Origin of the sequence: Sphingobacterium sp. R2, from assembly GCF_040760075.1 — a bacterium.
Lineage (GTDB): Bacteria > Bacteroidota > Bacteroidia > Sphingobacteriales > Sphingobacteriaceae > Sphingobacterium.
This window is the reverse complement of sequence record NZ_CP142884.1, coordinates 4,320,363-4,334,938: the sequence shown is the minus strand read 5'-3', so window position 1 is coordinate 4,334,938 and position 14,576 is coordinate 4,320,363. Positions and strand designations below refer to the sequence as shown.

The window sequence follows — 14,576 nt, the reverse complement described above, 5'->3', positions numbered from 1 at the left end:
CCGCCATAAAAAAGCCATGCCTGGGCATGGCTCAATGCTATCAGTTGTAGTTAACTTAGGCAGTCGATGGGGAAGTAAAATACTTCCTTCGGAACCAAAAAGCCAGATTGACCAATGCAATCAAGGCTGGAACTTCAACCAATGGGCCAATAACGCCGACAAAAGCCTGCCCGCTATTAATACCAAATACGCCGATGGCAACCGCTATAGCCAGTTCAAAGTTATTTCCTGCGGCAGTAAAAGCAATTGCCGTACTCTGTGCATAATCTGCGCCCACTTTCTTGCCAGCGATAAAGCTAACAACAAACATCAACGCAAAGTAAATCACCAGGGGAACAGCAATGCGCAGTACGTCGAAAGGAAGCTGGAGGATCATTTCCCCTTTAAGGCTAAACATGACAACAATGGTGAACAGCAAAGCAATCAGTGTAACCGGAGAGATAAATGGAATAAAACGCTCCTGAAACCAGTTTTCACCTTTTAATGCTATTAGCCCATACCTACTGAAGATTCCGGCAAGGAAAGGAATACCCAGATAGATGCCAACGCTTTTTGCAATCTCCATAATTGATATATCAACGGAGAGCCCAGACACGCCAAACAGCGGAGGCAATACAGTAATGAACAGGTAAGCGTAAAGACTGTACAGCAATACTTGAAAAATACTGTTGAGCGCAATCAGACCAGCAGCATATTCTCTGTTTCCAGCAGCAAGTTCGTTCCAGACCACCACCATTGCGATACAGCGGGCCAGCCCGATCAGTATCAATCCTGTCATATATTCCGGATAACCATTCAGGAAGAGGAGGGCCAAGGCAAACATCAATACCGGACCGATAATCCAGTTCAGCAACAGCGAGGTTCCCAGTACCTTAATATTCCGGAAAACCTTTCCAATATGTTCATAGCGTACTTTGGCCAACGGCGGATACATCATCAGGATCAGACCGACTGCCAGCGGAATATTTGTTGTTCCGCTGCTGTAACTGTTCACCCAGGTCGAGAACGATGGAAAGAATTTCCCGAACATGATTCCAACGGCCATTGCCAAAAAAATCCATAGTGTAAGGTAGCGGTCAAGAAATTTAAGTTTCGATTGCATAGGCTAGCATTTAATAGTATAGAATACATAAAACATCGCTGTTGCGATTTGAAGACTCCGCTGTTCGTAAACCTGTGTCTGCTGCGGCGTTCCGTCTGATACCTTGGGATCTTCAAAAGTAAGGGGTATGCGCTTTTCTGCTCCGGCAATGTAAGGACAACCACTGTCCGCCTGGGAGCAGGTCATAATTGCCGCAAATTCAGTTGATGGGTTGAACGGACTGTCATACTTTTTTGAAAATCCGATCATGGGCACCGCATTGTCGCTGCTCTTTATAGCATATACCGGATTATCGCCGTCAGCAATTGTTAAGATCTGAAAGCCCTGGGCTGTCAATGTTTCTGCAACCTGTGGGAAAAGCGCCGTTTCTTCTGTACCACCAGAGTAGCAGCAGACATTTGGTATCTTGAAATAAGTGGCGGCAGTTTGCGCCCAAATCTGGGCGAAATGGCTCCGGCGTGAGTTATGGGTACAGATAAAGTTCAGGTTTATGGGTTGCTTAGCTGTTACCTTCTGCTGGATATAATCTATCAGAAGCTGTAAGGCGGCTTTGCGCTCTTCACCAGCGAACTGGTCCCATTTCAACTGTGCGATCGTATTGGATAATCTAGGGTACATCACGATAGTTTATGGTTTAACAGCATCCCGAACCCGGAGTGCAGCAGGATGATTGATTGACCGATAGCTCAATAAGCTTCTTTTTTTGTTTTTCAACGGGAATACCGCAGGCATCCTCAGCAAGACAGGCAGTTGTGCGGCTTTTTAAAACAAAAGTCTTCCCATTGAAATCAAGTCCATATTTACCGATGGTATCAAGCTGATATTCTACTTCGATCTCCGCATCTTCCATTCCCAACTTTTCTTCCGAAAGGTTAATAATGTGGAGCAGCTTGGCGGGTTTCAGGCGGTGATCATAATCATCGGCATTCCAAAGCTGAAAGTTTACCGTTTTCTCCTGACGGACAACACCGCCACAGTCAATAAAATTTTTTGTGATCTGGCCCACTTCGGTTACGTGGAAGTGCTCGGGAACCAATGTTCCGTTATCCAATTGGAATTCAATAGTTTCCAATGTTGGTAGGATTTCTTTGATTTCAGATAGTCTCATGGTATTGGATTTAAATTAGTGTAATTATATATTGCAATATTACGATATTGATAATTAAAAAAAAGCGCTACGGACAACAGCTATTTACTTTTACTTCCTGGTTGAAAAACGTATTGAAATTGCGCTGCACCGACTTCCATACCGCTTCGTCAATACAATAGCAAACAGACTTTCCTTCAATAGTGCCCTGAATAATACCCGTAGCTTTGAGTTCCTTTAGATGCTGCGAAATGGTTGCCTGGGCAAGTCCCAGTTCATCCACAAGATCGTTGCAGATACAAGCTTTCTTATCTATAATGTACTGAAGTATGGCAATCCTTGCAGGATGGCCCAATACTTTGAACGCTGAAGCCACTTTATTCTGCTCGTCCGTAAAAATCTCAGTCTTGGTAAGTCCCATAGTGAAGCTTATTTAATATTGCAATATTACGATATTAATAGGTGAAATACAAACTGATATAAAAAAATGTCAGCTTAATTGGGTTCGCTCGGTTTTGCCATTATTTCGCCAAAATATTTAAAAAAGAGGTCCGCAAGGTATCTCAACCCAAAAATACTGGCTTACTTTCGTTCCAGTGGTATCTCTTCTACCAGAATTTCGTTTCCGGCCGCATCGTAATACGCGCAGGTCATTTTGTCGAGAAAGACCGTCCATTTTTCGATACCGCATGTCGCACACATCGCTATAAAAGTGGCGTAATCTGTTTTGCCCTGTTGATGTTCTTTTAGCGCTTTCTTAAACTGTTCCGCATCGACAGTACGACCAAGTATTAATGGCTCATGGCTAGCTGCTGAGCTGGTTTTGAAATGATTATCCCCATAATAATCGGAATGGCCATCCGTAACAAAAACGTCGTAAAGGGTAACACCCAATTTTTTGATGTCCCGGATATAGGCCGGGAAATCTGCGCCTGATTTTACCTTGCTATGTGCAGCATTTAGTTGTGCTATTGTAAACATGTTTTCTTAATTGTGTGCGTTAAAGACCTGTGAAATATCCTCCCATTCAGTTGTGAAGTAATGAAACAAAAGCATCAAATCGCCAAAACGGTGTTGTTGAGGTTATGTTATTTTTTAGTAACTTGATCGAACTAAAGATAAGGAAAACAGACTTAAAATAATGCTTGAACAGTTTAAAAAACACCTGGATAAATTTATAAAAATTTCCGATGATGAATTTGTCGATATCACCCAATATGTTGAGCTGCAACGCTTAAAGAAGAAAGAAAACGTACTGACCGAAGGGCAGATCTGCAAAGCCAATTATTTTGTGCTGGACGGAATTCTGCGAAAATTTTTCATTAACGAAAAGGGGGGGCAGCAGACCACTGAATTTGCGATCGAGAACTGGTGGATGACAGAGACCTTCTCTTATATCAATCAGACAGCCACAGAGTTTTACATCCAGGCCGTACATCCAACGCAGGTTCTGGTCATTCGCCAGCAAGCCTATGATGAAATGCTCGAGAAGCATCCGGCCCTGGAAAAGTATTTTCGCATGGTGTACCAAAAAGCGTATGCCGCAGCGCAGATGCGTATCAAGTTCCTTTATGAATACTCTAGGGAAGAGCTATACCTTCATTTTCTCAAAGACCAGCCGGCCTTTCTCCAGCGCGTACCGCAATATCTTGTGGCATCCTATCTGGGCTTTACTCCCGAATATCTCAGCGAAATACGCAAAAAAAATCTTTCTTAAACCCGTTTAAGTTTTTCCGGCTTCTCATTTCCCAATTTTGTAGAAGCAAAACAAAAAATAAGAAACATGGAAAAACGAATCAACATCAGTACGTCAGAACCACAGGGCTATAAAGCCATGTTGGGATTGGAAGGTTATCTTTCCAAAATTGACATTTCAAAAACGCTTAAAGAGCTCGTCAAAATTCGTGCATCGCAGATCAACAACTGTGCATACTGTATCAACATGCACACCAAGGATGCCATTAAAAACGGTGAAAGACCAGAGCGTATCTTTATATTGAGTGCCTGGCGGGAGGCGACCAAATTTTTTACCGAAGAGGAGCAGGCCATACTGGCAATGACAGAGGAAATAACCCTTATCCACCACCAGGGATTAACTGAAGAAACCTACAGCAAGGCGTTGAAGTTTTTTACTGAGAACCAGATCGCTCAAATCATTATGCTCATTGTAACCATCAATGCCTGGAACCGTATTGCCGTGAGTACGCATCTGCAAATAGAAGATTAATGATCAGAAAAACAGGGAGCTGTCGCAATAAAAGAGAAGTATTGCTTTAGCTCCCTTTATTAACTTACTGCAGTATTCAGTGCCCAGTCCTCAAAATGAATCTTGCCGGCATGGTATGCTCCGGCAGGTACGAGCAATGTTTTAGGAACAACCAGATGCATATATTTGCTATCGTCGTCAGAAACTACCCTTATGTGCTTCCCGGTGATCGCGATATATTTTGCGACAAAATCGTCCATATTGGCCTTTATGGGCCCCGCAATCTCGACCGTACCATTTTTAGGCTCCTCGAGTGCAAACTGCACAATGTAGTCTGTGACATCTTCTACGGCAATGGGCTGGTAATCGATCTTGGAAACAAATACCTCGTCTCCCTGGCCCTGCACGGCAATGATGGCATCGGTATGCTCATAAAATTGTGTCGAACGAATGATGGTATAAGGTATTCCGGACTGCTTGATATTGTCTTCCTGATATTTCTTGGCGCGAAGATAGCCGATCTCTGGCGCGTCGTCCGTTCCGACAATGGAAAGTACGAGGTGATGCCTGATGTTTGCAGCCAGCTCCGCTGTTACCAGATGCTTTCCTGCGGTCTTAAAAAAGTGGATGGCATTTTCTTCTTCCGGAGAGGAGGAATTGGAGAGATCGATCACGATCGCTGTATTTTCCAGCGCCTGGGAGAGACCTTCTCCCGTCATGAGATCCACGCCATGTGATGGCGAACCAATGACCACCTGATGACCAAGGTTGGACAGTTTTTTTGTGACCAGCCTTCCAGTAAGACCCGTACCACCGATTACTAAGATTTTCATAGCTGAGCGATTTAAATTTACAACTTATTTATACTCCAAAATTGATCAAAAAATGAACGCCGGTAAACTGACAAACAAAGGTAAAAGGTGGACAAAAAAAGAAGCCGTGTTTGAGTTGAATAGTATAAGGTTGTCTAATCCAGTTCCGCATTGGAACGTAGTGTCTTTCTGTAATCGCCCGGGGATAGCCCAGTTTTTTTTGTGAAAAGCCGGATAAAGTACTTGGTGTCTTTATAGCCTAGCTGCACCGCAATTTCTTTAATACTTAATCGCGAATAATAGAGGAGGCGCTGTGCTTCGCTCAATATTTCCTTCTGGATCAATGCGGATGCGGATAAGCCGGTAACCATTTTAACAACATCGTTTAGGTGGGCCACGGAGATGTTTAACTGCTGGGCATAGTCCGATGGACGTTTAAGGTTGCGGTAATCGCCCCTGACAAGATTTCTGAATGCGTTGGCTATACTCATAACCCGTGGGCTATGACTGATGGAGCCGGTGGCCAATTTGCGATCGTGACAAATTACCGCCTGGGCTATAAAAGCTGAAAGCAAGGGTTGCTGCACTTCCTGATAGGAAGTATTGTTTATGCTGTGCAAATTTATTAGCAAATCGAGCACGGACGTAAACCATTGTTGCTCGGGCGCTGAGAGGGTCAATATAATGGTTTCATGTAAAGCTGCATCAAGAATGTCCTTGGCTGAGCGGGTTATATGACGGCCTTCGAACGACATGTAATAACCCGATGCCCCTAATGTGCTGGTGATCTGATGAACCTGGTGCGGCGGGCAGATAAAAAGTGTTCCCGCAGGCATGGTGAGCGGTTCAAAATCAAATAGGACTTCCAGCTGGCCAGCCTCCACAAACATGCAGGTATAGTGGTCGTGCCGATGCGGATCTAGCGCTTCTAAGATGCCCGGAGTGGTACCATCCCATAGCCCAACAGCCATACTGCTGCTGGAATCCATGCTGTTCACTAAAATAGGATCTCTTTTTGGCATGCGTCGCAATTTTAAATTCAAATTTAGTTCATATCCTTTAATAATTACGATCGATGGGATTTTATGTGATGTAATCTCGTATAAACTTATGCGTTTAATTTTGAGTAGACCACGGTATCGAGAAATTTGCCGTTATAAAATTCATTTTCTTTGAAATAAGCTTCTCTTACAAAACCGCATTTTTCGAGTACGGCGCAGGAAGCTATATTCTCCGGATCGACTAACGCTTCGATGGAATGAAGTCCCATCGCTTCAAAGCCGTAGTTGACTACCGCCGCAATTGCTTCAGTGACATAGCCCTTCCCCTGAAACTCCGGAAGCAGCATATAGCCAATCTCTGCGCGATAATGCTCAGGCTTAATGTAATAGAAGCCTATTGTGCCAATCAGGGTAGAGTCACCCTTGATGCTGATCTTCCAATTGATCATTTCATTGCTGGTTATTTTCTCATCCGTCAGGCGAAGGAACTCGGCGATCTCGTCTGGCGAAGTTGCCACAGGGCGCGGAATGTACTTCATGATCTGTTCGTCAGAACGCAAGCGGTAGAGCTGCGGTATATCCGTTGCATCTGCTCGCCTGAGGGTTAGCCTTTCGGTGTGTAGCGCAGGAAATGGGGAGAAATTCAGTTTTAACATGGCTAGTTTATTATAATGTTGTGCTATGCTCTAATACTTTAGACGATAGCTGATTCAACTGCAAGGATAATAAAAACAGTATTAAATCCAGCTGTTAATTTAAATTTTAAAATAACTAAGCGGCCTTCTGCGCTTCTTTTTTTGAAGGCAAGCCCCTTAAATTGCTGCCGTCACTCGGACTAATTTTGAAATACTCGATTAACGATAGCATCGATAAAACGGCTATTAACTGCAGCGCCAAACTAAAATCGCGCATCTGATAAACCGTATCCTGGTAGTAACTGCTTGCCAGGTGCAGCGTCACTGCGCCCAGTGCGATACCCATACCGAGCGCCATTTGCTGCGCCGTATTGTACAGGGTATTGGCATTGCTCATCTTTTCATTCGGTACGTCAGCGTAAGCCAACGTGTTGAGACTCGTAAATTGAAGCGAGCGTGTCAGTCCGGAAAAAAAGAATACGATGGCCACCAGCCAAATCGGTGTCTGTAAGGATAGCAGCGAGAGCCCGGCAGTGACGAGCGTCAGGATAATACCATTGCCGATTAAGACTTTTCGGAAATCATATTTCCGTGTGATCCACATGGCTACAGGCTTCATGCTCATACTGCCCAGCATGTTGGCCATGTAGAGCAGACCGGCATGAAATGGGCTCAGTCCAAAACCAAGCTGCAACATCAGGGGCAATATAAAGGGCGCCACATTGATCACCATCCGCGTGATCGAACCCGAATACACCGTAATCCGGAAGGTCTTTACTTTAAGGATACTGTAATCGATCAGCGGATATTTGATGCGTCTGGAGTGCCATACGGCGACGGCCATAAGCGCAAAACTTGCAACAATGGTCACAAGAGGTTTTGTATAATTGCCGTTGGCAGCACCGATCATTTCGGTCCCCAGCATAATGCCGGCAAGACCGATACCGCTGATAAAAAAGCCGACGATATCAAGCGGACGGCTACTTTCTGAATCCATCGCCGGGATAAATTGATGCACTACCCACAGCGCAAATACGCCGACGGGTACATTGATAAAGAAAATCCAATGCCAGGTAAAATAGGTAGTGAAAAATCCGCCCAGTACAGGACCAATAATAGGGCCTAATAGTCCGGCCCAGGCAATATAACCGATCGCTTCAACCAGATCTTTCTTTTGGGTGTGCTTCAGTACGATGAGACGCCCCACAGGCACCATCAGTGCGCCGGCAGTACCTTGGCAGATGCGTGCCAGGACAAAGGCTGTTAAGCTGGTACTGAGCCCACAGGCGATCGACGACAGGATAAACCCTATAATCGCCATATTGAACACTTTTTTTGCGCCATAGCGGTCCGCAATCCAGCCACTGATCGGAATAAATACAGCCAACATAACGGTATAAGACGTAATACCCGCGCTGAGATGCACTACATTTGTCTCAAAATCATGAGCCATTTTGGGTAAGGCCGTGGATATCGCTGTGGTGTCGAGCATCTCCATAAGCAGCGTTCCCCCGACAATGAGCGATATGATGCGTGATTCTTTCTTCATTTTGCTCTTCTTCAATCCCGAACGGGAAATATTTGCCACAAAAGTAAGCGTATCGCATCAAACAAAAGTCATGTAAAGGCTATTTTTATCCGATAGCAATGGGGTTGCTTTCTCGCAGCAATCAGTTGCAAAGGGGGATATGTAATTATTGAGGGGCCACGTAGAAATACGTTGGCCTCTTTTTAACCATGCCTGCGTTGTATCAGATCAATATACCGCTAAATTAGGGCTTTGCATAAGGCAGCCGTGCAATCCGGTTGGTGGTATGATAGCTGTCGAGCCCGCTGCTCGTGACTGTGCCTGCTTCTTCGATATCAATATAGCCATCTTCCTTGACATAAGTATCCGGCACCAGCACGGTTGTGATCTGCCCAATGACCAAGGTGGTACCGTTGAGTTCAATGGCTGTTTGCTGCACAAATTTGCAGGCAAATTTTAGGGTGCTTTCGCGCACAAAAGGAGCCGGAATGTTTTCCAGGTATTCAGGGCTGAGCCCGACCTGTTCAAATTCGCTCACCCCTTTTGGATATTTGGCGCTGCACTGATGCGCCTGTTTTACAAAAGCTGGTGAAACATGATTGATGGTATAATACTGCTGTTCAACAATATTATCCAATGTACTGCTAAAGGGAGTGGCCGGCCGAACGATAATACCACATAGTGCAGGATCTGCGCCCAAGTGGAATAAGCTACTAAACGTAGCTAAATTTTCACTTCCGTCGCTGTTCTTGGTACCTATGAGAACCAGGGTTTTAAACCCGCCCAGTGAATTGATAAAATTGGCCCTGTATCTTCGCTCAAATGCGTCGATTGCGTTTTTAGTATAAATCATCGTGTATAAATGCTTTGTGTTCGATTGTTAGCGATCCTGTCTAGCAGCCCCTGCATAGGAAGCTACAGAAAGCCGGTATGGCATAAGATTGCTATCTTTCAGCTGCAGCAGGTCATCACCTTTAAATTGATGCATAAATATACTAAAACATCAATTGCAACATCATGTTTACAAAAACTTTTGCTATGGCAATGTTACACGCACGTAATGCTCCATTTTTTATATTTGTGGCAGATGCAGATCAAATTGCATACGATAGTAATAATAAAGCCTATGTTAAGACGAGTCATCGTTCAATTTCTCTTACTTGTGAGTGCCATGATGCTTGTTGTGAAGCCTTTGATCGGCTTTTCACTCTACCATCAGGCAAAAACGCAGGGCGAGAATGAGTTTATCACCGTTATCAAAGCCTTTAGTAAACGCAAACAGGAATATTTGGACTGGGTGGATGCAAAGGATGGGGTCTGTCTCACGCTAGCGCCAGTTCGCCATTTTGCGGGTAAAATAAAAGAGTTTTTTATTACCCGTTTTTTCAACAGGTTTGTTCCTAATTTCGGCGCGTTTGCTACTACGCAGTTCCAATCTATCCTTTTGCCGCTAGACCGGCTCTACCTCCGTCACCTCCAGCTCACCTTATGATAAAAAAGCCATTTTAATTGTATGAAACACGTCCCCCCGGGACGACAGACATTCATTTATTTTTAAAATAAGCTTTTTATATGTTTCAGAAACTTGTCCTTATGGGGCATGTGCTGCTCTGCTGTAGCCTATGGGGCTATGGTCAGGAGCGTCATGTGCCTATCAAACTCAACCAGCTGCTATCTTCGGTAACGGCGCATGCACCCGCTCTGCAAACCGACTATGTGCGTACACAGGTGCAGCAGGCTCGCGCTGCCGAAGTGAAAAATAACCGTCTGCCCAGCCTTCAGCTGTCGTATCAGGCAGATATCGGTTCCAATAATAATGTACCGGGGCCGTACTTCGGATTTGGTCTCGTGCCCACGAATAACGGTGGTATCAGAGCCGATAATAAGTATCAGGCGGTGAGCAGCAATCTTGGCATTGCAGCGTTCCAGTGGGAGCTGTATAATTTTGGTCAGTTCAAAGCCCAGGACGCACTCGCCCAGTCGGAGGTGAATGTCGAAAACCTCCGTTTTGAGCAGTCTAAATACGACTTACAGTCTTTTACCATCTACAGCTACCTGCAGTTATTAAAGCTGCACGACCTGATCGGTATTCAGTTGCGTAGTATAGCGCGTAATCAGGAAATACGGCAGTCCATATTTGCACTGGTCAAAAGCGGCATCCGGGCCGGTGTAGATACCAGTATGGCCGATGCCGAAATATCGCGGAGCCAGCTTAGCCTCATCGAGCTGGACAATCAGCAACAGCAATTGCAGATTCAGCTGGCCACGTTGTCGGGTATGTCGCCCCGGGAGATTGTCGCAGATACTTTGGCCGAAAAGATTCTTTTCGAGCAGGTAAAGAATGCACCCATTGAACTCGACGGTGGCCGCCAGCATCCGATGGTCGCCTATTATAATGCGTTGTTCGATAAGACCAAGATGGAAGAAAAGCTGGTTGCCAGCAGCTACCGCCCCAAGCTGTTCCTTTCCGGCGCAGTCTGGGGAAGGGCGTCCAGTGTGCATAGTGACAATAGCTATGGATCGCTCACCGATGGCTTTGGTTTGCAGCGTGGCAATTACCTCGTTGGCCTAGGCATCAACTACAACCTGTTTGACCTTCGCCGCAAAAAGGTAAAACTCAATACGCAGCGTCTTATGGTGGACGAGGCCGGACAAAAGCTGCAGGAACAACAGGCTAACATTGCCATGAATATCGCCCAGTCGGCCGCCGAAGTGGAAACCGCCGCACGACGGCTCAAGGAAATACCGCGGCAAACCAAGGCTGCGAATGCCGCCTATCGGCAGAAGTTTTCCCTCTACAAAAACGGCCTCATCGATATCGTGGAGGTCAACGTAGCCCAGAACATGCTCTATCAGGCAGAGCGCGATTACATCACCGCCAAGTATAATTATTACCTGGCATTGTTTCACCAGGTGGTGGCACAGAACAATGTCGATGGCTTTCTTCAACTTTTTAATTAATCTTTTATGTCACTTGTCACAGCTGCTTTACGAAGGCCCATTACCACGGTGATCATCACGCTGAGCTTGCTGCTCTTTTCGGTGCTGTCTGTACTGAAAATACCGATTGATATCTTTCCGCAGCTCAATTCGCCGACCATTTACGTCATCGAATCATACGGTGGGATGTCGCCGCAGCAGATGGAAGGTTTCTTTTCCTCGCGGATGCAGGATCAGTTTCTCTATGTTAATGGAATCAAAAATATATCTGCCAAAAATATTCAGGGCCTTACGCTCCTGAAACTTAGTTTTTACGAAAATACCGATATGGCCGAAGCCTCGGCGCAGGTGGCACTGCAGGTCAATCGGGCCATGAAGTTTTTTCCGCCAGGGGCATTGCCCCCGCAGGTGGTCCGTTTTGATGCTTCTTCACTCCCTGTGGGGCAGCTGGTGCTGTCTTCGAAGACCAGAAGCCTCAAAGAGATCTACGATATGGCGAGTACACTGGTGCGCCCAACATTTTCGTCGGTACCGGGGCTCTCGGCGCCGCCGCCCTTTGGCGCCAACTCCAGAACGATCACCGTGAATGTAGACCCCAACAAATTGCGGAGCTACAACCTCACCGCTGATGAGGTGGTGATGGCCTTGTCCAAATTCAACGTCATGTCGCCGTCGGGTAACCTGCACCTCAACAACACCATGTACGTAACCACCATCAATTCTTTGATCAAAAATGTGGCGGATTTTGCTGATATCCCTATTCTCACAAAAAATGGAATCCCGATTTATATCAAGGATGTGGCGCGGGTGTCGGACGCTTCGGATGTAACCGTAAGTTATGCCCTCATCAATGGGCGGCGGTCGGTGTATATTCCTGCTGTGAAGACATCGGATGCGTCTACCTGGGCGGTGGTGAGCAACCTCAAAGCCAAACTGCCCGAAATCCAGAATCTGCTGCCAGAAGATGTCAAGGTCTCTTATGAATTTGACCAGTCGGTGGCGGTAATGAATTCCGTGCAGAGCCTCTTGCATGAAGGTGGACTGGGCGCTTTGCTTACTGGACTCATGGTGCTGCTGTTTCTGCGCGACTGGCGGAGCAGCCTTATCGTCATTGTGACCATACCGGTATCCATTCTGATCGGTGTACTGCTGCTGACTTTGTTTGGACAGACCATCAATATCATGACCTTGAGTGGATTGGCTCTGGCTATCGGTATTCTGGTCGATCAGGCTACCGTGACCATCGAAAGCATACACCAACATCAGGAACAGGGGGCACATAAACGTAAGGCCATCTATCAGGCCTGTCAGGAAATCGCTGTACCGTTGCTGTTGATCCTGTTTTGTATTCTGGCTGTATTTGCACCATCCTTTATGATGACGGGGATACCGCGGGCCATGTTTCTGCCACTTTCTTTGTCCATTGGATTGACCATGATCGCTTCTTACTTTATGGCGCAGACGCTGGTACCTATTCTATCCAACTGGCTGCTCAAAGAGCATCATATCGGTCATTTCAAATCAGACTCGCCGGGATTTTTTGAGAAAATTAAAAAACGATACCGCTTTGGCCTGTACCGCTCCATGCGGCACAAGGGCAAAGTGATCATCGGTTATCTGCTGCTTACGGTAGGGCTTGCAGCAGCAGCGTTTATGTACATCGGCAAGGATATGATGCCCAAGGTCAATAATGGGCAGTTTCAGCTGCGCATCAAGGAACCGGATGGGACTAGGCTCGAACGTACCGAAGAGTCTGTCAAACAGGTGCTGCAGGTAATTGATAGTACGGTAAACCATCAGGTTGCCATTAGTTCGGCCTACGTGGGTTTGGTGCCCAGCAGCTATGGGGTGAGCAACCTCTATGTATTCAATACCGGTACGCATGAGGCAGTGATTCAGGTGAATCTCAATGCAGACTATCATGTCAATATGGATGAACTCAAAGATGCTTTAAGGCGTAATATCCGGTATAAACTGCCCAAATTGCGCCTCAATTTTGAGCCTATTGATATGACCGAAAAGATTATGAGCCAGGGAGCGGCAACACCGATCGAAGTGCGCATAGCAGGGAAGAAAATGGACGAAATAAAGGTCTACGCCGATAAGGTGGTCAGCTCATTGCAGCACATCGACTATCTGCGCGATGTGCAGATTGCGCAGCCCTTGCACCTGCCGACCATTGCCATTGCCATCGACCGCCTCAAAGCCTCACAGCTTGGTCTGCAGATGGATGATATTGCACGATCGGTAACTGCGAGTACCTCATCGAGCCGATTTACGCAAAAAATCCAATGGCTCGACGAAAACAATACGTACACCTATCAGGTACAGGTGCAGGTGCCGGAATACGTGATGAATACCATGGACGAACTGCGGGAAATTCCACTGGTAAAAGGGCAGCTGACGCCAACCTTGGGCGATATCGCTACTTTCAATACCCAATATGTACCGGGTGAGTACGACCGTCAGGGTCCAAGGCGCTATTTGACCGTAATGGCCAATATTCATCAAAAAGACCTCGGGACAGCGACTGCCGATGTGCAACAGGCTATTCGCGAGCTTCCGGCTCCGCCGCGCGGTGTCGTTGTCGAGATGAAAGGGATGTCAACCTTATTGCTCGATACCATGGGCAGTCTGCAGCTCGGCTTAGCCTGCGCCGTCGTTGTGATCTTTCTGCTGCTGGCCGCCAATTACCAAAGTGTCAAGCTTTCGCTAACCGCATTGGTGACTATTCCTGCAGTGATCCTTGGATCCTTGGCCATGCTTTTGCTCACCGGTTCTACGCTCAATCTGCAGTCTTATATGGGTATGATTATGTCTACGGGGGTGTCGGTGGCCAATGCGATCCTGATCGTTTCCAATGCTGAAACGTTGCGCATAGATTTTCGCAATGCCCGCACAGCGGCGCTGGCCAGCGCGACCACACGGCTGCGTCCCATCCTGATGACCAGTATGGCCATGATTGCCGGCATGATTCCCATGGCCATGGGCATGGGCGAGACAGGCGAACAGGCCGCTCCGCTGGGAAGAGCCGTTATCGGTGGATTATTTGCATCCACCTTTGCCGCTCTCTTCGTACTGCCGCTCCTGTTTGTGTGGATGAAGGAAAAATCCACGTTTGATTCCGAATCGCTGTTGCCGCAGGACGAGCCTGAGCACCGGCCTTCATCCATCCAAACCGATCCGCAGAAACTGCGGTGATAAAGGCCGCAAGGTTGAGTACACATAAAGAAATAGTAATTAAAGACAAAAATGCCAAAGGCAT

The 14,576-nt window shown here is 46.5% G+C and carries 15 protein-coding genes; 5 read left to right on the top strand and 10 right to left on the bottom strand.

Translation table 11 applies throughout. The features are described 5' to 3' along the window. Positions 1 to 55 precede the first annotated feature (55 nt). The 5 genes from arsB to VXM68_RS18090 all read right to left on the bottom strand — a co-directional run bounded on the left by arsB (position 56) and on the right by VXM68_RS18090 (position 3,170). Positions 56 to 1,102, bottom strand: coding sequence for an ACR3 family arsenite efflux transporter (gene arsB, locus VXM68_RS18110; protein WP_367209575.1), 1,047 nt, complete (start codon positions 1,100 to 1,102; stop codon positions 56 to 58). Positions 1,103 to 1,105: 3 nt separating this feature from the next. Beyond that, positions 1,106 to 1,720, bottom strand: a complete 615-nt coding sequence (locus VXM68_RS18105) for a low molecular weight phosphatase family protein (RefSeq protein WP_367209574.1) — start codon at positions 1,718 to 1,720, stop codon at positions 1,106 to 1,108. A 16-nt stretch (positions 1,721 to 1,736) separates the two neighbouring features. After that, a complete protein-coding gene (locus VXM68_RS18100; protein WP_293887947.1) occupies positions 1,737 to 2,210 on the bottom strand; it encodes a DUF6428 family protein in 474 nt (157 codons plus the stop codon). Positions 2,211 to 2,277: 67 nt separating this feature from the next. Continuing rightward, entirely contained in the window at positions 2,278 to 2,610 is a 333-nt protein-coding gene (locus VXM68_RS18095; protein ID WP_293953878.1) for a helix-turn-helix transcriptional regulator, read from the bottom strand. Between the two features lie 161 nt (positions 2,611 to 2,771). Beyond that, positions 2,772 to 3,170, bottom strand: a complete 399-nt coding sequence (locus VXM68_RS18090) for a DUF1398 domain-containing protein (RefSeq protein WP_367209573.1) — start codon at positions 3,168 to 3,170, stop codon at positions 2,772 to 2,774. 160 nt (positions 3,171 to 3,330) lie between these two features. On the opposite strand from VXM68_RS18090, the gene VXM68_RS18085 reads away from it, so the two are divergent. Together VXM68_RS18085 and VXM68_RS18080 are read left to right on the top strand one after the other, a co-directional pair. Further along, positions 3,331 to 3,906, top strand: a complete 576-nt coding sequence (locus VXM68_RS18085) for a Crp/Fnr family transcriptional regulator (RefSeq protein ID WP_367209572.1) — start codon at positions 3,331 to 3,333, stop codon at positions 3,904 to 3,906. A gap of 66 nt (positions 3,907 to 3,972) precedes the next feature. Then, on the top strand, positions 3,973 to 4,416 hold the full coding sequence (locus tag VXM68_RS18080; protein ID WP_367209571.1) for a carboxymuconolactone decarboxylase family protein: 444 nt from the start codon (positions 3,973 to 3,975) through the stop codon (positions 4,414 to 4,416). Between the two features lie 59 nt (positions 4,417 to 4,475). Here VXM68_RS18080 and VXM68_RS18075 read toward each other — a convergent pair whose 3' ends face one another. The 5 genes from VXM68_RS18075 to VXM68_RS18055 all read right to left on the bottom strand — a co-directional run bounded on the left by VXM68_RS18075 (position 4,476) and on the right by VXM68_RS18055 (position 9,224). Next, a complete protein-coding gene (locus tag VXM68_RS18075; protein WP_367209570.1) occupies positions 4,476 to 5,228 on the bottom strand; it encodes an SDR family oxidoreductase in 753 nt (250 codons plus the stop codon). 134 nt (positions 5,229 to 5,362) lie between these two features. Then, the gene (locus tag VXM68_RS18070) at positions 5,363 to 6,229 is read right to left on the bottom strand and encodes an AraC family transcriptional regulator (RefSeq protein ID WP_367211309.1); all 867 of its coding nucleotides are present in this window, start codon (positions 6,227 to 6,229) and stop codon (positions 5,363 to 5,365) included. Positions 6,230 to 6,315: 86 nt separating this feature from the next. Then, entirely contained in the window at positions 6,316 to 6,864 is a 549-nt protein-coding gene (locus VXM68_RS18065; RefSeq protein ID WP_367209569.1) for a GNAT family N-acetyltransferase, read from the bottom strand. Positions 6,865 to 6,979: 115 nt separating this feature from the next. Further along, a complete protein-coding gene (locus VXM68_RS18060) occupies positions 6,980 to 8,392 on the bottom strand; it encodes a DHA2 family efflux MFS transporter permease subunit (RefSeq protein ID WP_367209568.1) in 1,413 nt (470 codons plus the stop codon). A 223-nt stretch (positions 8,393 to 8,615) separates the two neighbouring features. Beyond that, positions 8,616 to 9,224, bottom strand: a complete 609-nt coding sequence (locus tag VXM68_RS18055; protein ID WP_367209567.1) for a flavin reductase family protein — start codon at positions 9,222 to 9,224, stop codon at positions 8,616 to 8,618. A 273-nt stretch (positions 9,225 to 9,497) separates the two neighbouring features. On the opposite strand from VXM68_RS18055, the gene VXM68_RS18050 reads away from it, so the two are divergent. The 3 genes from VXM68_RS18050 to VXM68_RS18040 all read left to right on the top strand — a co-directional run bounded on the left by VXM68_RS18050 (position 9,498) and on the right by VXM68_RS18040 (position 14,512). Continuing rightward, positions 9,498 to 9,863, top strand: a complete 366-nt coding sequence (locus VXM68_RS18050) for a hypothetical protein (protein ID WP_293953909.1) — start codon at positions 9,498 to 9,500, stop codon at positions 9,861 to 9,863. Positions 9,864 to 9,943: 80 nt separating this feature from the next. Continuing rightward, complete coding sequence (locus tag VXM68_RS18045; protein WP_367209566.1) at positions 9,944 to 11,332, top strand: TolC family protein; 1,389 nt, start codon at positions 9,944 to 9,946, stop codon at positions 11,330 to 11,332. 6 nt (positions 11,333 to 11,338) lie between these two features. After that, positions 11,339 to 14,512, top strand: a complete 3,174-nt coding sequence (locus tag VXM68_RS18040) for an efflux RND transporter permease subunit (protein ID WP_367209565.1) — start codon at positions 11,339 to 11,341, stop codon at positions 14,510 to 14,512. Positions 14,513 to 14,576: the final 64 nt, after the last annotated feature.